The following is a 17,617-nucleotide window of genomic DNA, read 5'->3' on the forward strand; positions in this document are numbered from 1 at the left end:
AGCATTTCTTGCTTGTCAAGGCAGGGATTCGCCCTTAGATAAACCTCTTCCTGACATGGATTCAGTAACGGAGAGCGCCCCATGGCCCGCGTGACGGTTGAAGATTGCGTAGACAAGGTTCCTAACCGGTTTGAACTGGTGATGCTTGCCGCCCATCGTGCGCGCGAGATTTCTGCCGGCGGCCCGATCACCGTCGACCGTGACAATGACAAGAATCCCGTCGTGTCGCTGCGCGAGATTGCGGACGAAACCCAAAGCGCGGATGAACTGCGCGAGCGCCTGATCGAGGCCAACCAGACCCAGATTGAGGTCGACGAGCCGGAAGAAGATCAGATGGCTCTGCTGATGGGTGCGGAGTCGGACAAACCTGCCGATGACGATATGTCGGAAGAGAAGCTGCTGCGCGCTCTGATGGAGGCTCAAGGCCAGGGGTAATCCCCAAAGATAAAGGTGCGGACCGGATGATTTCTGCAGACGACCTGATTGCGCTGGTCCGCAACTACAACCCTAAGACTAATGCTGACCGCATCGCCCGAGCATATGAGTTCGGAAAGCAGATGCATGACGGTCAGTTTCGCCATTCAGGCGAACCCTATTTCACCCATCCCGTTGCCGTGGCCGCCATCCTGACCGAACAGCGTCTGGATGATGCGACGATCATTACGGCGTTGCTGCATGACACGATCGAAGACACCAAAGCCAATTATGGCAAAGTGTCCGAACTGTTCGGGGAAGAGGTTGCCAAGCTGGTCGACGGCGTCACCAAACTGACCAACCTGCAACTGTCCAGCCGCGAAACCAAACAGGCCGAGAACTTCCGTAAGCTGTTCATGGCCATGTCCAAGGATCTGCGGGTTATTCTGGTCAAGCTCGCTGACCGTCTGCACAACATGCGCACTATCAAGGCGATGCGGCCTGAAAAACAAGTTCAAAAAGCGCGCGAGACTATGGATATCTACGCGCCGCTCGCGGGTCGGATGGGTATGCAATGGATGCGCGAAGAGCTTGAGGATCTTGCTTTCCGCGTTCTGAACTCCGAAGGCCGCCAGTCGATCATTCGCCGCTTTATCACCCTGCAACGTGAAACCGGCGACGTGATTCATCGGATTACCGGCGACATGCGGCACGAGCTGGAAAAGGCGGGCATCGAAGCCGAAGTGTTTGGTCGCGCCAAAAAGCCATATTCGATCTGGCGTAAGATGCAGGAAAAGGATCAGGGCTTTTCGCGCCTGTCCGACATCTACGGCTTTCGCATAATCACCCGGTCCGAGGAAGATTGCTATCGCACGCTGGGTGCCATTCACCAGCGCTGGCGCGCGGTGCCGGGTCGGTTCAAGGATTATATCAGCCAGCCGAAATCGAACGGATATCGCTCGATCCATACAACAGTTTCCGGCCGCGACGGGAAACGGGTCGAGGTTCAGATCCGCACCCGTCAGATGCATGATGTGGCAGAAACCGGCGTTGCAGCGCATTGGTCGTACCGCGACGGTGTCCGCTCGGAAAACCCTTTTGCCGTTGATCCGGCCAAGTGGATTGCGAACCTGACTGAACAGTTCGACAGTGAGGAAGATCACGAAGATTTCCTCGAAGCGGTCAAGTTGGAAATGTACTCGGACCAGGTGTTTTGCTTCACGCCCAAGGGTGATGTTGTCAAGCTGCCGCGCGGGGCTACGCCGATTGATTTCGCCTATGCGATCCATACGCGCATTGGACATGCCTGTGTTGGCGCCAAGGTGGACGGCATCCGTGTGCCACTGTGGACGCGGATCAAGAATGGTCAGTCGGTGGATGTAATTACCGCTGACGGCCAGACGCCTCAGGTAACGTGGCTTGAGATTGCGGTGACCGGCAAGGCCCGGACCGCCATTCGGCGTGCGCTGCGCGAGGTCGACCGCGAGCGGTTCATCAAGCTGGGCAAGGAACTTGCGCGTTCCGGTTTCGAACATGTCGGTCGAAAGGCTACCGACAAGGCGCTGGATACCGCTGCGAAACACCTGCGCCTGAAGGATCGTCACGAATTGCTGGCGCGTCTCGGCAGCGCCGAGCTGACGGCGCATGATGTGGTCAGCGCCGTTTACCCTGAACTTACCCAGGATGACGGTGATGCCATTTCTCCGCGCCGCGCGGTGATCGGCCTTGAACCCGGCCAGAAATTCGACCGCGCGCCTTGTTGTCAGCCTTTGCCTGGCGAACGCATCGTCGGCATTACCTATCGCGGCAAGGGCGTTGTGGTGCACGCAATCGATTGCGACCGCCTGTCCGAGTTCGAAAGCGAACCAGATCGCTGGGTTGATCTGCACTGGCATTCTGGCACGCACCCGGCCGTTCATGGTGCGACGCTGGACGTCACGATTGGCAATGATGCGGGGGTGTTAGGGCGCATTTGTACGTTGATAGGCGAGAAAAAGGCAAATATTTCGAACCTGGAATTCGTCGACCGCAAACCCGATTTTTACCGCCTTCTGGTCAGTGTCGAATTGCGTGACCTGGAGCAGCTGCATTCGCTCATGCTGATGCTCGAGGCCGAAAGCGACGTGGCGGCTGTAGAGCGGTATCGGGACAGGGCAAAAACCGCAGTAGCGGCTGGCTGAGAAGGGGTGATCAGGAGTGGTATTTAAGCGCCGAGACCGACGCTCGCCTGTCCAGATCGCGTCTGAATTCGTCTATCCCCGTGGTGGATGGACGCGGGCCTTTCACTACGTCAAGCATCGTGTTCGCAGGCTTCCGGATTCCCCCGAGCGCATTGCGCGTGGCATCGGGGCAGGCGTCTTTGCCTCATTCACTCCGTTCTACGGATTGCATTTTCTGGTCGCTGCTGTGGTGGCGCGGTTGCTGAACGGCAATATTCTGGCGGCACTGAGTGGAACATTCTTTGGCAACCCACTCACCTATGTGCCAATCGGTGTGGTTTGCCTGCAGACCGGGCATTTTCTGCTGGGAACCAAGTTCCACAAAGGCGACACGCATGGTCTGATGGGCAAGTTCACAGATGCAATGGGTGATCTGAAGAACAACTTTATTGCCATGTTCACCGACCGTGTCGCGGACTGGCATGGGCTCAGCATCTTCTATAACGAGGTGTTCTTTCCCTACATGATTGGCGGCGTTCTTCCGGGCATTTTGGCGGGTGTAATTTGCTCCTATCTCAGCTTGCCGCTGATCCGCACCTATCAGCAGCGCCGTCGCGACAAGATCAAGGCAAAGTTTGACGAAATCAAACGCTTGGCCGAAACAAAGCCTGCCGTTCCATTGATGAATGCCCTAGGTTCAGACCAGGGCCTTAAGAAGGATTCGAGCGATGTCTGACAACCACCTGCGTCTTGGCGTAAATATCGACCACGTGGCCACGGTTCGCAACGCGCGGGGCGGGGCCTATCCTGATCCGCTGCGTGCCGCCAAGCTGGCGGAAGAGGCCGGGGCTGACGGCATTACCGCGCATCTGCGCGAAGACCGTCGCCATATCTCGGACGCTGATATCGATGGCCTGATGGAGGTCCTGTCGGTGCCGTTAAACTTTGAGATGGCCGCGACGCCCGAGATGCAGAAAATTGCCTTGCGGCATAAGCCGCATGCCGTTTGCATCGTCCCTGAAAAGCGCGAAGAACGCACCACCGAAGGCGGGCTGGAAGTCGCGCGCGAGGAAAACAAGCTGGCTCATTTTATCGCGCCGCTGCGCGATGCCGGGTGTCGTGTGTCGATCTTTATCGCTGCTGATCAGCGCCAGATCGAGGCCGCGCATCGTATCGGCGCTGAAGTGATCGAGCTGCACACCGGTGCCTATTGCGATGCCATGGCTGAGGGCCAGGCGGACAAGGCCAACAGTGAGTTGGAAGCCCTGCGCGAAATGTCCGCTTTTGCCCATTCACTGGGTCTTGAGGTCCACGCGGGTCACGGCCTGACCTATGACACCGTACAACCGATCGCGGCGTTCCCCGAAGTGCGCGAGTTGAACATCGGCCACTTCCTTATTGGCGAGGCGATCTTTCGCGGCCTCACGCCTGCCATGGCCGAGATGCGGCGTCTAATGGATGAGGCGCGCGGATGATCACGCCCGGTTTTGTTGCCATTTGGTTTGCCTGGCTGATGGCCGGTGGCTCTCCGGGGCCTGCAACAATGGGGATTGCCGGAACGGCAATGAACGAAGGTCGCCGCGCTGGCCTGGTGTTTGCTTTGGGCATTTGTGCTGGTTCTGCCGCTTGGGGCATCGCCGCAGCGCTGGGCCTGTCAGCAATCATGTTGGCAAATGCCTGGGTGTTCGAGGTCATCCGCTATGTGGGGGTGGCCTATTTAGGCTGGTTGGCGATCAAGGCGCTGCGCCGGGCGATGACGTCTGATGAGGTTGCTATGGGCAACCCTGTCACCGGCTCTTTTCGCACAATCTTTGCCAAGGGCGCGGCCATTCACCTGACCAACCCTAAGGCGATCCTGAGTTGGGGGTCGATCTATGCTATCGTCGCTCCGAATGATGCCAGCCTTTCGATGTTGTTGGGCTATTTCGCCATGCTCTATGCAGGATCTTTGCTGGTCTTCATCGGCTACGCCTTTCTCTTCTCTTCGGAACGCATGGTGCGAGCCTACCGCCGCGCCCGCCGCTGGTTCGATTTTGCATTTGCCGGGTTCTTTGGAGTGGCGAGTTACAAGATTTTGACGGTGCGGCTCTCATGATCCTCGGCATCGGCACAGATCTTGCAAATATCGACCGCATTCAGGGCACATTGGACCGGTTCGGGGATCGGTTCCGCAATCGCGTCTTCACCGAAATTGAACAGAGCAAAGCGGAACGTCGCGCTGATATTGCGGGAACATACGCCAAACGCTGGGCCGCAAAGGAGGCGTGCTCTAAGGCGTTAGGCACCGGTCTGGCCATGGGCATTGCCTGGAAGGATATGTCGGTGACCAATCTGCGCACCGGTCAGCCTGTGATGCATGTCACCGGGTGGGCGGCAGATCGGCTGAAAGAGATGACGCCCGAAGGGTATGAGGCCATCATCCACGTTACCCTGACCGACGATCACCCCTGGGCACAGGCATTCGTGGTGATCGAGGCGCGTCCGCTTCACGATGGCCCCGCGCAGCCTTGACTTGCCCTTAACTGACCCGCATGTAGCACCCCAACGAATAAACGACCGGAGAGCAGTATGGCCGAGGAAGCCAAAACAGGTAACGCCGTGTGGGAGACGATCAAAACCATCGTCTATGCCCTGCTGATCGCGGGCGTCTTCCGCACGATCCTGTTTCAGCCGTTCTGGATTCCGTCGGGCTCGATGAAGCCCACCTTGTTGATCGGGGATTTCCTGTTCGTCAACAAAATGTCTTACGGTTATTCCTACGCGTCCTGTCCCAGCCTGATCATCCCAAGCGTCGGCCTGAATGTTGACGCCGAAGACCTCTGCGGCTGGATGCAAAGCGATGAAAACACCCGTATCTGGGGTGGTGACCCCGAACGCGGTGACGTCATTGTTTTCCGCCACCCGGTTAGCGGCCGCGATTACATCAAACGCCTGATCGGTCTGCCCGGGGATCGCATTCAAGTGCGGGACGGTCAAATTATTCTGAACGGCACAGCCGTACAACAAGAACCTGATGGCGTGTTCACCGAAGTCGCCGAACCACAAGGCTCGCAAGGTTTGCGCCCGCGCTGCGAAAACGGTCCTGTCGGCTTTGGCGGTGACTGCGAAAAATCGCGGATGATCGAAACCTTGCCAAACGGTGTGTCCTACGAAGTGCTGAACATCGGCAACCAGGCGGCTGACAATACCGGCATCTACACGGTTCCCGAAGGGCATTACTTCTTCATGGGGGACAACCGCGACAACTCCAGCGACAGCCGCGTGCCACAATCCGCAGGTGGCGTTGGCTATGTGCCTTACGAAGACCTGATCGGGCGGGCTGATCGCATCCTTTTCTCATCCGCTGGCCGGTCGATGCTGTTCTTCTGGACATGGCGCGGGGATCGCTTCTTTAAGGCGGTCAATTGAAGCTTTCGACCGAGATAAAGGCGTTCCAGCAGCGTCTGGGGTACGAATTCTCGAACCCTGAACTGCTGGTGCGCGCACTGACTCATGGATCGGTCTCGTCCTCGACACGACCCGACAATCAGCGGTTGGAGTTTCTGGGCGATCGGGTTCTGGGTCTAGTCATGGCAACCGCCCTACTGGAGGCCGACAAAAAAGCATCCGAAGGGCAGTTGGCCCCTCGGTTCAACGCGTTGGTCCGCAAAGAGGCCTGCGCCGATGTGGCTCGGCAAATCGATCTTGGCGTGGTGCTGAAACTGGGTCGGTCCGAGATGCTGTCAGGCGGGCGCCGCAAACAGGCCCTGCTGGGTGATGCGATGGAGGCTGTGATCGCCGCAATCTATCGCGATGCTGGTTTCGAGGCTGCGCGCGACGTCATCCTGCGACTGTGGGGGGATCGTGTCCACAACGTTGAAGCGGATGCGCGGGACGCCAAAACATCGCTGCAGGAATGGGCGCAGGCGCGTGGGCAAAAACCGCCCGCTTACATCGAAGTCAAACGCAGCGGTCCCGACCACGCCCCGGTGTTTACCATTGCCGCACGATTGCAGGACGGGGCCGAGGCTCAGGCGACGGCGGGGTCGAAACGCCAGGCGGAACAAGCTGCCGCAAAAGCGCTACTGGATCAATTGAAATAACAAAGCTTCGCAACCCCTTTATGTCACAATTCTCAATCTAACTTGAGGCCTATGGCAGACCTCGGGTCGCAGTCGTATCTGAAGGTCATCCGCTTTGGCACTTACTTGTGAGCATTGGGTCAAAGCGAAACAGATACAATGATTTGAGGCATTCAAATGCAAAGCGCAAAACTGACCACCGTGAATATCGGCTCTCTGTTTATCGCCGGTTTTATCGCCACGATCGCCTTCGATTTCTGGGGGCAGGTTGTCAGCCCCGGCATCGGCTGGGCCAATCTTTCACCGGAAGGGCTGGCCCAGAGCCTGTTGTCCAGTCTCGGCCTGCCCAGCAATGCGTTTCTGGGCTTTTTCGTGCATTTCTATCTTGTGGGCCTGATTGCGTACCCGCTGGGGTGGTTTCTGATCTTCAAACCGATCTGGGTTAAGGTACTTGGCCCCGTTCATATGTTTGTGGCCTCGGCTTTTTACGGGTTTGGTCTCTGGGTTTTTGCTTTGGGTGGTATCACGACCTTGTCCGGTCTGCCGACCTTCTTGAACTTCTCGGCGATCACTTGGGTCGCACTAATCGGGCATGTTCTTTACGGGATCGTCATGGTTGCCGTCTTGCGCTTGATTGAGCGCCAGAACGCATGAAATGCCTGGGGGGCGTCTAGCACGCCCCTCAGACCACCCGGATAAATCCAGTCAGCCCGGTCTTTTGGTGCTCGATGACATGACAGTGGAACGCCCAGTCGCCCGGGTTATCAGCGACCAGCGCGATCTCGGCAACCTCGTCCTTTAGCAACAGCATCGTGTCGGTCATCAGAGGCGGCAGTTGGCGCAGGTTCGACCGTATCGGCACAAAAGCCAACCCGTGCAAGTGGATCGGGTGCAAGTTAGGGGATTCATTTCGTAGCCGCAGGACATAGCTTTTGCCCATTTCCAGCGTTGCCAAAGGCCCAACACCCTGCGCCGCGTCACCGGGCCAGGGTTTGCGGTTGATGGACCAGAAGTTATACCCCAGCGAGCCGCAGAACCCGTTTTTGGGTTCACCACCTTCGGGGGTCCAGCCAAAAACAAACTCGTGCAGCTCGGAATTGGTCAGATCGGGTTTCGCGACCGGGTTGGCGGGTAGAGGGCGCAACTCTTGCAGGTCCCGCGATGCCGATGGCCCGATTGCGCGCAGCTGTGCCATAGGTTTATGCGGCTGACCCGGCAGTTTGGCCATCAGGGCAACGCTGCGCCCCTCGTCGCCGGGCATTGCTACCGCAAAATCCACACGCTGACCGGGCCCGACAAGAAGTGGCTCATCAGCGCTGGGCATCGGGATGTCAATCTCAAGCGGATGGCCATCCCAAGCGATAATCCGTGCATCGCCGCCCTCAAGATGCAGTTTGTAGATACGCGTTGTGTCCGTATTTACGACTCGCAGTCGCACTAGGCTGCCTGCGGCATGATCGTAGATAGCACCCTGCACCCAGTTGGCGGTGTGGACATTGCCAAAGGTCCCGGCCCGTGCGGCGCCGCGCTGGGTATAGGCGGGCAGGAACGCGCCATCTTCATCCAGCCGAAAATCACGCAGGTTGATCACCTGTTCGCTGTCAAAACCGGGGTCTTCGGGTTCTGCAATCACCATGACGCCGGTCAGGCCATGGGCCATCTGCTCCATCGTCATACAATGCGGATGATACCAGTAGGTGCCTGCATCGGGCGGGGTGAATTCGTAGTTGAACATCTCACCTTCACCCAATGGCATTTGGGTCAGGTAAGGCACTCCGTCCATGTTGTTCGCGATCCGCATCCCGTGCCAGTGCATTGCCGTATATTCCGACTGCGTATTGCGCACGGGTAACCGCATCATTTCCCCCTGCTTGCCATGCAATACCGGCGGCGGTGCGTTAGGGGACAGGCTGACCATTCCGGTCGTCACCGTATCCCGCAGGGCAAAGCTTGCTGGTTGAATGGTCAACTCCGGCGCGCTTTGCGCCAATCCGAAACTGCCCAGACCCAGCGCGCCGGCAGCGGCGCCGCTGCCCAAAAGAAACTCGCGACGTTTCATGTCTTGCCTCATTTTCCGATGGTAGCCTGGCTGGATTTGGCGCGGCTTGGAATAGGCGTGCCACCAATTTTGCATGACCGCAATGCGACAAATCCCTCTGGCCCGCGCGGCCTTTCTGCTATAGGGGTGCGCACTTGCAACCAGGAACGCCAGACACATGACCACACGCGCCGGATTTATCGCCTTGATCGGAGAGCCCAACGCAGGCAAATCCACCCTGCTGAACCGCATGGTCGGGGCCAAGGTTTCGATCGTGACGCATAAGGTTCAGACGACCCGTACCCGCATTCGCGGTGTGGCAATGGAAGGCGATGCGCAGCTGGTCTTTGTAGACACACCCGGCCTGTTCAAACCGCGTCGTCGTTTGGATCGCGCCATGGTTGCCGCGGCCTGGGGCGGAGCGGCGGATGCCGATGTCGTCGTTCTGATGATCGAGGCGCATCGCGGCATCACCGAAGGGGTCGAGCGTATCCTCGAAGGTCTGGAAGAGATCGGTCAGGGCCGAAAGGTTGCGCTGGCGATCAACAAGATCGACAAAGTCCAGTCTGAGGTGCTGCTGGCCCTGACAAGTGACTTGAACGCACGCTACCCGTTTTCCGAAACCTTTATGATTTCCGCCGAAAAGGGCTATGGCGTTGACGATCTGCGCAAATGGCTGGCTGCGGAGTTACCCGAAAGCCCGTGGCTGTATCCCGAAGATCAGATCGCCGATCTGCCCCTGCGCATGATCGCGGCAGAGATGACGCGCGAGAAACTGACCCTGCGCCTGCATCAGGAACTGCCCTATCAACTGACGGTCGAGACCGAAAACTGGGAAGAGCGCAAAGACGGCTCTGCCAAGATCGACCAGATCATCTATGTCATGCGCGACGGTCACAAAGGCATCGTGCTGGGCAAAAAGGGCGAGACGATCAAGGCGGTCAGCCAAGCCGCGCGGGCCGAGCTGGAAGAGTTCCTGGACCGCAAGATACATCTGTTCCTGCAGGTCAAAGTGCGCCCGAACTGGCTGGAGGAATCCGAGCGTTACTCGGAAATGGGTCTGGATTTCAAAGACGGTAATGCATGACTCGCCTGACGGCTGATTTCTGGGTCCACGCATATCTGGCGCGGCTGCGTTTTCAGGAAATCCCGGCTTTTGTCGTGGCCCATGGCGACGACACGGCGGGTGCAGTGCTTGTCAAACTAAACACTCTGGACGGGCACGCCGTGGCGTTACAACGCAGCTTTGATCTAATGAGCGGTGAACGTAAATGGGTCGAGCTTTCCTCTGGCGCAGAAAAAGAAGTCGACGAAGCCATCACCCGGCAACGCAGTTTTGACCCTGACCTTTGGGTGATCGAGGTTGAAGACCGACAAGGGCGTCATCTGCTGGGCGAAGAGGGATTGGACTAGCCCGCGGTTCAACGAGTCTTGGTCGCTCGGACCAAAACGTCTATTTTACCCACACTATGTCGGCGAGGATCGCCGCACCGTTTGAATGGATAATGGGTGTATGTATGGCCGAAACACTCGCTGAAAAGCTTGAAAAATCAGAACTGGGTCATTGGATGCAGCGGTTTGAGGGCTTCATGGTCTTCATAGGCGTTGTCGGCCCTTTTGCCACGCTGCCGCAGCTGATCAAGCTGTACTTCACGCATTCACAACACGCGACCGGCCAGTCTCTGCTGTCTTGGTCGCTCTTTGCTGTGCTGTCATTCTTATGGTTCGCCTACGGGCTGGTGGTCGGCAAGCTGCCTATTTATGTGGGCAACGGTATCTCGATGGTGCTGAACCTCCTGATGGTTCTGGGCATCCTGATCCACGCCGGTTTAACGTTTTGACCGGCCGCCACGATCCGGTGCCAAGACGTCACCAGCCGCTGCTTTTATGCGTGATATCGTGCCCGGTCGTGGCCAATGTCTCACCGGCGAATTGCTTCACTTTGGGTGCGAAGGCCTGAAAATAGGGTTGCGACTGCACGTGCGCCAATGTCTCTGCGCTGTCCCAGCGGCCCCAGTGAACCCGGGACTTTCCGTCATCAGCGATCGCAACCTGATAGGTGAATTTTCCAGCCGCCTCAGGGTCGGCGTTGATTGCCTCGATAAATGTGCGGATGGTGGCCTGCCATTCGGCTTCGTTGCCATCGAAGGAATATGTAATGGTTATGCCTCGCATCGTGACCTCCTGTTTAACTATGTTGTTAAATAAAGGATGGCAACCCCGCGTTGTCAAGGAAACGAGATTGGTAACTTATTGACCATAGATGGGAGTTGCTGCGCAATCTCAGGTCTTTTCTGGCGGCCATCGTTTCGGTGGTGAGCAAAAACCAGTGCGCAGGGTCTGTCTTCGACTTCGCTGTCACACTCTACAATTCAGTTCCCTTCAATTATTTGATCGTGTCCGACAGAATGCTATCTGAGGATGTGTCCTTGCCCCTATCGAGTTGAAAAAAAGATGAAAACCTTCACTTTGGCCTGCTGTTCAACGATCCTTGTCTTGGGCATGGTGACTTCGCCCACCTTTGCGCAGCAGAGGTTGGGATGGGTCTATCAAATCGATGGGTTGACCGCTTATCAAAGCAACGCGGACCTGAGTGAAGGCGGGGAGTTCTCGGCCAGCCGCGCGTTTTTGCGAACAACCGCTTTGTATAATCTGAATGGTGGAACCTCGGTTGGGCTGTCAGCAAGCATCGGCAGGTTCGATTACAACTTTAGTCAGGCGGATAACCAACCGTGGGAGGACATCCGCGACATCAGAATCTCTGTTCCACTTCGATTTCGTGCCGGCAATACTGCAAGCGTTTTCGTGTCACCGCAGGTCCGCTGGGACTACCAGAGCGGCGCTGATGCGGCGGACGGCAGAACTTATGGTGTCTTTGCTGGTATTGCCTGGAAGTTAAGCGAGAGCCTGACCATCGGCCCTGCGTTTGGAGCGTTTTCGCAGTTCGAAGACGATGATATCGATTTTTTTCCGGCGCTTCTGGTGGATTGGGATATCAATGACCGTTGGAACCTGAATACCGGCTCGGGGATTGGCGCAACGCAGGGGCCGGGGTTGACACTCAGCTATGCGCTGAATGACACGATGACCCTCGGCCTTTCTGCTCGCTCTGAGCGCATTCGGTTCCGGCTTGACGAGGAAGGGCTGGCCCCAAACGGGATAGGCGAAGACAAAAGTATTCCAGTGGTGGTTTCCTTTGGCTACAATCCCAATCCCGGCATTTCGCTGAATGTTTTCGCAGGCGCTGAATTGGATGGGCGTCTTACACTGGATGATGCGAACGGCACGGAACTCAGCCGCCAAAACTATGAAACCGCGCCGTTGGTCGGGGTGGCCTTCAGGGCCCGGTTCTAATCCCAAAGACCAGTTGGATGCCTGCCCCCTTGCGGATGTTTCCGCCTTGCGATCTGTTGCAAACCGGGGGCGAGCCTGAGACGAAAGGAGCCTGATTTGGACTGGCGCGATCACGGCATCCTTCTGACGTCTCGTCGGCATGGCGAAACGGCGGCGATTATCGAGGTCTTCACCGAAGGCCACGGTCGTCATGCAGGCGTCGTACGCGGAGGGACCAGTCGCAAGATTGCCCCGATCCTGCAACCCGGGGCACAACTGGATGTTCTGTGGCGGGCGCGGTTGGAAGAACATCTTGGCGCTTTTCAGGTTGAACCTTTGCGTTCACGCGCAGCGGCGGCGTTTTCGGGGCGGATGGCGCTGGCAGGGTTGAACGCGTCCGTTGCGCTGTTGTCCTTTTGCCTGCCCGAGCGTGAACCGCATCCAGCGATCTACAAACAGACCGAACAGTTGTTGGATCTGCTGGGGCAGGACGAAATCTGGCCGCTGGCTTACCTGCGCTGGGAATTGGCGTTGCTTGAAGAATTGGGTTTTGGCCTGGACCTGTCGGCCTGTGCCGTGACCGGGGCGGCGGATGGGTTGGTCTATGTCTCACCCAAGACCGGTCGAGCCGTTAGTGCCGATGGTGCTGGCGAATGGGCGGATAAGCTGTTGCCCCTGCCACCCTGTTTGCGCGGTGAGGGGCAAGCACCGGACGCTGAGATTGCCGCAGGGTTTAAAACCACCGGTTACTTTCTGGAACACCATCTTGCCCCGTCCCTGGGGCATAACCCCTTGCCGGATGCGCGGGCAAGATTTGTGGATCAGTTCACTCGGCGGCTTTGAACACCATTTCGTGCCCGTCATCATTGCGTAGTATCAGCAAGTCGCCCGATACTTCGGACTGCGTCATCGCAATCAGCGCAGCGAAATAGAAGCCTTCGGCCTCAAGCCCGGCACAGGCCGCACGTGTTGCGGTCAGGTCCATAATCTCGAACCAGGGGTAGGGCGCGTTCAGGGTGCCGCTATAATTGTTGCAAGGGGCGTTACCCGCGATCTTGCCCTCTTCGGGGAACCGTAACATTGCGCTGGCCTCTAAAGGCTGTCCGTCGATTTCCTGCAGCACCCAAGTCTGGTCCGCGGCGCCGTAGGCGGCAACAGATTCGTCCCTGTCGCATTGAAACAGGCCAATCAAAGGCAGTGTCAGGATCAGACGCATCATTCGGGTGTCTTACTTTCTTACTGGTGCCGAGGGAACCGGCGAAGCCAGATTAGTAGGGGATCTCGCCGCTGATAAGCTCTTCGCGAACGTCCAGGCGCGGCCTCCAGTTGTATCTGGTGTCTTCGCTTACCTGATCCCAGAACAGCGCACCGCTGTTGCGCCATGGGTCAAGGATAATGCCGTCCTTCATCGTATCGCCCTTGGCGCTGATTGCTGCTGAGTGGTGGATGATCCGGAACGCGGTTGGCGGCGAGGTGGCCCAGTGGATGTCCAAAGTGCGGAAGTTCTCTTGCTGCAGGCGGCGGCTCATGGCCTGCGCCCAGTCGTTGCACAATCCCTTTTCCCGGAACCCGTTGATGACCTTGGCGTTATGGATAATCGCCGGGTCTGTGACGTTCCAATCCCGTTTCAGTTGCTGCGAATAAGTGTAGGCGATGCTGGCGGCCTTTTGTGCCTCGGCCGGATCGACTTGGGGTCCAAGGTTTTCGATCGCCAGTGCCAGCTCGTCTATCTCGGTGTAGCCCGCCACAGGCTGGATTGTGGCGCATCCGCCCAGTATCAGGGCTGCAACGGTCGCCCAAAGCGCAAAAAATAGTCGGGTCATTCTGTCATCACCATCCTTGGGCCCGGTCTTGGTCGCAGCGTGCCCTAAAGGGGTTTCAACAAAAAGCAAAGGGGGAAGTTTTTTCGATTGAGGATCAGAAAGGTCTCTATCCTGTCACAGAGCAGATGGCATGAATTTCAAACTGGGGTTCGGAACAAAGAAAATGACCCGGCACAAGACCGGGTCTAGTTGGGGAAACGGGATGCCTAATTCCGGTTAGCCCAGCAAACGCCGTGCAATAACCTGTGCCTGAATTTCGGCAGCCCCTTCAAAAATATTTAGAATGCGCGCGTCACACAGAACGCGGCTGATCTTGTACTCCAGCGCAAAACCGTTGCCGCCATGGATTTGCAGACCGTTATCCGCCGCAGCCCAGGCCACACGAGCGCCAAGCAGCTTGGCCATGCCGGCCTCAAGGTCGCAGCGGTGACCGTGATCTTTTTCCCAGGCTGAGAAATAGGTCAGCTGACGGGCGATCATGATTTCGACCGCCATCATGGCCAGTTTGCCGGACACACGGGGGAAGTTGATCAGCGACTTGCCGAACTGTTTGCGGTCCTGCGCGTATTGCATCGCGATATCCAGCGCGCTTTGGGCCACACCAATGGCGCGGGCAGCGGTTTGAATGCGCGCGCTTTCGAAGGTTTCCATCAGCTGTTTAAAGCCTTTGCCTTCTTCACCGCCCAACAGGTTCTCGCCTTTGACTTTGAAACCGTCAAAGCCCAGCTCGTATTCTTTCATCCCGCGATAGCCCAGAACTTCGATCTCACCGCCGGTCATGCCGGGCGTGGGGAAGGGGTTCTCGTCTGTGCCCGGGGTCTTTTCCGCAAGGAACATGGACAGACCGCGGTGATCGGCGGTGTCCGGGTTGGTCCGGGCCAGCAGCGTCATCACATGGGTACGTGCCGCGTGGGTGATCCAGGTTTTGTTGCCGGTGATCTCATAGTCACCGTCCGCGTTCTTGACCGCACGTGCACGCAGGCTGCCCAGATCCGAGCCAGTGTTTGGTTCGGTGAAAACGGCTGTCGGCAGAATTTCGGCGCTGGCCAGTTTAGGCAACCAGTTGGCTTTTTGTTCATCGGTGCCGCCCGCGATGATCAGCTCGGCCGCGATCTCGGAGCGTGTACCAAGAGAGCCCACGCCGATATAACCGCGCGACAATTCCTCGGACACGACGCACATCGAGGCTTTGGACAAGCCGAAGCCGCCAAATTCTTCGGGGATGGTCAGGCCAAAGACACCCATTTCCGCCAGTTCCTCGATGACTTCCATCGGGATCAGTTCGTCTTTGAGGTGCCAATCATGAGCGTGGGGCTCGACCTTTTCGACCGCATAGCGGCGGAACTGGTCGCGGATCATCTCGAGTTCTTCATCCAGGCCTGAGGCGCCGAACATAGTGGCACCGGCCTGATCTTCCATCAGAGCAACCAGCCGTGTGCGGGCGGCCTGAGAATTGGCCTGTGCCATCAGCGTTTGAATTTCGGGGATCTGAAATCCGGAAAGCGCGTCCCAGCCAAGACCCATGTCCTGCAGGCGCACGACTTCGCCCTGGTTCATCGGAATGCCGCCCGCAACCTGGTGCAGGTATTCGCCAAAGGCGATTTGGTGCAGCAATTGTTCGATCTCGCCGAACTTGCCATCGGCCTCCAGCGCCTCGGCCCAGCGTTGCATCTGTTTTAGGGACTGAGAATATGTGGCCAGCCATGACAAGCCATGGGCGGCAGTTTGATTGGCTTCGATCAAGGCACCGGATACACGGCCATCAGCGGAAACCATACCGCGCACCGTCTCACGCGCACGCTCAAACACTGTTTGAACGGCGGGTGCGGCCGCACGGGTCAGCGTCAGAAGATCGGGCAAAATCGCAGGTGTCGTCATCTGGGTCATATCCTGTCCGTCATGGGCCATGAATCGTGTCCTTTTCTCGTGTCGTCTGGTCATATCATGCTGCACGTGCAGCGCAACAAAAATACGTATTACGTTGCGAAAAAGTTCTAATATTTCTCGAGCGTTTTTGCAGTGCAGCGCCCGTCAGGAATGATATCAGGGGGCCATGACATTGTTTTCTTTACTACCTCCACAGGATCTTCTGCTGGCTCTGAGCATTGCGTTTCTGGCTGGGTGGGTCAAAGGTATCGTCGGTTTTGCCATGCCGATGGTTATGGTTTCAGGGTTGAGTGTCTTTCTACCGCCCGAGCTGGCCATCGCGGGTCTGATCCTTCCGACACTGGTAACTAATGTCTTTCAGGCTTTGGGACAGGGTGTTTCCGCGGCCGTGTCGTCGGTCAGGGAGTTTCGCATCTTTTTAATCGTGGGTTTGGTGTTCCTTCTGGCCGGAGCCAAGCTGGTCACTTTGGTACCGACATCGACCTTCCTGTTGATGATTGGCGTTCCGGTCACGTTCTTTGCCTTGATCCAGGTCCTGGGTGTGAAGTTGGCGCTGAAAGAACCATCGGCCCGTGTAGAGGTTCTCATTGGGGCCGTCGCAGGATTTGTCGGTGGTATGTCTGGTATTTGGGGGCCGCCAACAGTGGCGTACCTGACGGCCCTGAACACGCCGAAAGCCGTGCAAATGCGGGTGCAGGGGGTTATCTATGGGCTGGGCGCAATTGCCTTGATGGTCGCCCATTTGGGATCAGGTATCCTGCGGGCCGACACCGCGCCGTTTTCGGCTGCCCTGATCGCTCCGGCAGTGATCGGAATGTGGGTGGGCATGCAGTTGCAATCGAGAATCGATCAGGCGCTTTTTCGCAAAGTGACTTTGGTTGTGCTGTTGGTCGCTGGATTGAACCTGCTGCGCCGCGGTCTGATGGGTTAAGTTCTGCGGTCCATAAACCGAAACGTGAAATAAAGCCCCAGCATCAGGAAAAACAGCCCCGAGATATCGCCGATCAGAAAGGCGATGTACTCTACCCCTGCGCTGCCAAAGCTCATGTTTGTCATGGCGGATGCCAGGAACGACGTGATCACGCCGACACCCATGACGCACAGCCAGCAGGGTTTGCGATCGGGTCTGGGAAACAAGTCCCAACCTGCCCATTTGAGCAGGTAGAACACGGTAGGAACCGTTGTGACCGCGATGATAATTGCCAACAAGCGGCTGGGTAAAAAGACATCCGCACCCCCCAGGAATGCGAAAACTGCAAAGACGCCCGGCAACAATGCGAAAATCGCGCGCCACCCCAGTAACCACGCTGCCAGGACCCTTACCCCGTGAGGTAGGAACAGCAGGCTGGCCCGGCTTGGGTATTCAGGAAAGAACACGTTTTGCAGCGGCATCAAGACCTCAAAGGTGAGGAATGATGCAACTATGTAAGCCAGTGAGGCGAAGAAAGTGTCAGAGGCCCATCTGCGCACGATTATTAGCCATCAACACGCAGGTTGGCGGTGTCACCTAGGCGCATGTACGATATACCGCCCCCGGTTGGCATTGCCGCTTTGGGACAGATAGCCTTTTTGGACCAGAGATTTCAGCGCGCGGAAAAATGTCGGACGCGAGACGCTCTGAACAAGGGTGTGCTCGATCAAACCGAATGTGCGGACTTCCTGATCGGCTTTCGACAGTTCCTCGGCCGCGTAGTAAATGTCACGCTCAACCGGAGAAAGTTGTTCCAGTCCAAGGGTCCGTTCCATACTCTGCATCAATTTGCGAAGTTCGGTCAGTTTCGAGATTTCCGTCATTTGCCTACCTGTTGTTTTCCTTGCCGCCTTTCGCGCTGAAGCGAAAGTTAGAGACTTGTGGAAACTGAAATTTTCCAGCATGTCTCATATTGACACCCATCCCCGATG

General features: G+C 57.3%; 22 protein-coding genes. 15 read left to right on the forward strand and 7 right to left on the reverse strand.

All coding sequences use genetic code 11. The annotated features are described in order from the left end of the window. The first annotated feature begins 81 nt into the window (after positions 1-81). The 9 genes from rpoZ to QMP16_RS16065 all read left to right on the forward strand — a co-directional run bounded on the left by rpoZ (position 82) and on the right by QMP16_RS16065 (position 7,288). A complete protein-coding gene (gene rpoZ, locus QMP16_RS16025) occupies positions 82-435 on the forward strand; it encodes a DNA-directed RNA polymerase subunit omega (protein WP_010437681.1) in 354 nt (117 codons plus the stop codon). A gap of 26 nt (positions 436-461) precedes the next feature. After that, positions 462-2,594, forward strand: coding sequence for a RelA/SpoT family protein (locus QMP16_RS16030; protein ID WP_282153178.1), 2,133 nt, complete (start codon positions 462-464; stop codon positions 2,592-2,594). A gap of 16 nt (positions 2,595-2,610) precedes the next feature. Next, the gene (locus tag QMP16_RS16035) at positions 2,611-3,309 is read left to right on the forward strand and encodes a DUF2062 domain-containing protein (RefSeq protein WP_058273282.1); all 699 of its coding nucleotides are present in this window, start codon (positions 2,611-2,613) and stop codon (positions 3,307-3,309) included. Continuing rightward, positions 3,302-4,048 carry a pyridoxine 5'-phosphate synthase gene (locus QMP16_RS16040; RefSeq protein ID WP_282153179.1) on the forward strand — a complete coding sequence of 249 codons (747 nt, stop codon included), beginning with the start codon at positions 3,302-3,304 and terminating at the stop codon, positions 4,046-4,048. Before QMP16_RS16035 ends, QMP16_RS16040 begins: the two co-directional genes overlap by 8 nt. Then, the gene (locus QMP16_RS16045; protein ID WP_282153180.1) at positions 4,045-4,668 is read left to right on the forward strand and encodes a LysE family translocator; all 624 of its coding nucleotides are present in this window, start codon (positions 4,045-4,047) and stop codon (positions 4,666-4,668) included. The genes QMP16_RS16040 and QMP16_RS16045 overlap by 4 nt, the downstream gene beginning before the upstream one ends. Then, the gene (acpS, locus tag QMP16_RS16050) at positions 4,665-5,084 is read left to right on the forward strand and encodes a holo-ACP synthase (protein ID WP_282153181.1); all 420 of its coding nucleotides are present in this window, start codon (positions 4,665-4,667) and stop codon (positions 5,082-5,084) included. Before QMP16_RS16045 ends, acpS begins: the two co-directional genes overlap by 4 nt. A gap of 57 nt (positions 5,085-5,141) precedes the next feature. After that, positions 5,142-5,981: a signal peptidase I gene (gene lepB, locus QMP16_RS16055; RefSeq protein ID WP_108861278.1), complete on the forward strand. Its 840-nt coding sequence runs from the start codon at positions 5,142-5,144 to the stop codon at positions 5,979-5,981. Further along, the gene (gene rnc, locus QMP16_RS16060) at positions 5,978-6,655 is read left to right on the forward strand and encodes a ribonuclease III (RefSeq protein WP_282153182.1); all 678 of its coding nucleotides are present in this window, start codon (positions 5,978-5,980) and stop codon (positions 6,653-6,655) included. Before lepB ends, rnc begins: the two co-directional genes overlap by 4 nt. 156 nt (positions 6,656-6,811) lie before the next feature. Next, positions 6,812-7,288, forward strand: a complete 477-nt coding sequence (locus tag QMP16_RS16065; RefSeq protein ID WP_282153183.1) for a hypothetical protein — start codon at positions 6,812-6,814, stop codon at positions 7,286-7,288. A gap of 28 nt (positions 7,289-7,316) precedes the next feature. On the opposite strand, the gene QMP16_RS16070 is transcribed toward QMP16_RS16065, so the two are convergent. After that, on the reverse strand, positions 7,317-8,693 hold the full coding sequence (locus tag QMP16_RS16070) for a multicopper oxidase family protein (protein ID WP_282153184.1): 1,377 nt from the start codon (positions 8,691-8,693) through the stop codon (positions 7,317-7,319). Positions 8,694-8,850: 157 nt separating this feature from the next. On the opposite strand from QMP16_RS16070, the gene era reads away from it, so the two are divergent. The 3 genes from era (at position 8,851) to QMP16_RS16085 (ending at position 10,513) form a co-directional block, all read left to right on the forward strand. Next, positions 8,851-9,759, forward strand: a complete 909-nt coding sequence (gene era, locus QMP16_RS16075; RefSeq protein WP_108861276.1) for a GTPase Era — start codon at positions 8,851-8,853, stop codon at positions 9,757-9,759. Next, the gene (locus tag QMP16_RS16080) at positions 9,756-10,085 is read left to right on the forward strand and encodes a DUF1491 family protein (RefSeq protein WP_282153185.1); all 330 of its coding nucleotides are present in this window, start codon (positions 9,756-9,758) and stop codon (positions 10,083-10,085) included. Before era ends, QMP16_RS16080 begins: the two co-directional genes overlap by 4 nt. Before the next feature lie 104 nt (positions 10,086-10,189). Next, positions 10,190-10,513, forward strand: coding sequence for a SemiSWEET transporter (locus QMP16_RS16085; RefSeq protein WP_282153186.1), 324 nt, complete (start codon positions 10,190-10,192; stop codon positions 10,511-10,513). Between the two features lie 28 nt (positions 10,514-10,541). Here QMP16_RS16085 and QMP16_RS16090 read toward each other — a convergent pair whose 3' ends face one another. Continuing rightward, positions 10,542-10,847 carry a hypothetical protein gene (locus QMP16_RS16090; protein WP_282153187.1) on the reverse strand — a complete coding sequence of 102 codons (306 nt, stop codon included), beginning with the start codon at positions 10,845-10,847 and terminating at the stop codon, positions 10,542-10,544. 279 nt (positions 10,848-11,126) lie between these two features. Here QMP16_RS16090 and QMP16_RS16095 point away from each other — a divergent pair, with 279 nt between their 5' ends. Together QMP16_RS16095 and recO are read left to right on the forward strand one after the other, a co-directional pair. Then, positions 11,127-12,026, forward strand: coding sequence for a hypothetical protein (locus QMP16_RS16095; protein ID WP_282153188.1), 900 nt, complete (start codon positions 11,127-11,129; stop codon positions 12,024-12,026). Between the two features lie 96 nt (positions 12,027-12,122). Then, the gene (gene recO, locus QMP16_RS16100; RefSeq protein WP_282153189.1) at positions 12,123-12,848 is read left to right on the forward strand and encodes a DNA repair protein RecO; all 726 of its coding nucleotides are present in this window, start codon (positions 12,123-12,125) and stop codon (positions 12,846-12,848) included. Here the strand turns inward: recO and QMP16_RS16105 are convergent. From QMP16_RS16105 to QMP16_RS16115, 3 genes are all read right to left on the reverse strand, one after another. Next, positions 12,832-13,224: an META domain-containing protein gene (locus QMP16_RS16105; protein WP_282153190.1), complete on the reverse strand. Its 393-nt coding sequence runs from the start codon at positions 13,222-13,224 to the stop codon at positions 12,832-12,834. The two genes, recO and QMP16_RS16105, sit on opposite strands and share 17 nt — an antisense overlap. Before the next feature lie 49 nt (positions 13,225-13,273). Continuing rightward, complete coding sequence (locus QMP16_RS16110; protein WP_282153191.1) at positions 13,274-13,828, reverse strand: hypothetical protein; 555 nt, start codon at positions 13,826-13,828, stop codon at positions 13,274-13,276. 216 nt (positions 13,829-14,044) lie between these two features. Next, positions 14,045-15,736, reverse strand: a complete 1,692-nt coding sequence (locus tag QMP16_RS16115) for an acyl-CoA dehydrogenase family protein (RefSeq protein WP_282153192.1) — start codon at positions 15,734-15,736, stop codon at positions 14,045-14,047. Positions 15,737-15,881: 145 nt separating this feature from the next. Between QMP16_RS16115 and QMP16_RS16120 the strand changes: the two genes are divergently transcribed. Further along, positions 15,882-16,646, forward strand: a complete 765-nt coding sequence (locus tag QMP16_RS16120; RefSeq protein ID WP_282153193.1) for a sulfite exporter TauE/SafE family protein — start codon at positions 15,882-15,884, stop codon at positions 16,644-16,646. Here QMP16_RS16120 and QMP16_RS16125 read toward each other — a convergent pair. Together QMP16_RS16125 and QMP16_RS16130 are read right to left on the reverse strand one after the other, a co-directional pair. Further along, positions 16,643-17,107, reverse strand: a complete 465-nt coding sequence (locus QMP16_RS16125; RefSeq protein WP_282153194.1) for a hypothetical protein — start codon at positions 17,105-17,107, stop codon at positions 16,643-16,645. The genes QMP16_RS16120 and QMP16_RS16125 overlap by 4 nt on opposite strands. A gap of 111 nt (positions 17,108-17,218) precedes the next feature. Beyond that, positions 17,219-17,509: a hypothetical protein gene (locus QMP16_RS16130; protein WP_058273655.1), complete on the reverse strand. Its 291-nt coding sequence runs from the start codon at positions 17,507-17,509 to the stop codon at positions 17,219-17,221. Positions 17,510-17,617 lie beyond the last annotated feature (108 nt).

This window comes from Ruegeria atlantica (assembly GCF_947495585.1).
GTDB lineage: Bacteria > Pseudomonadota > Alphaproteobacteria > Rhodobacterales > Rhodobacteraceae > Ruegeria > Ruegeria atlantica_G.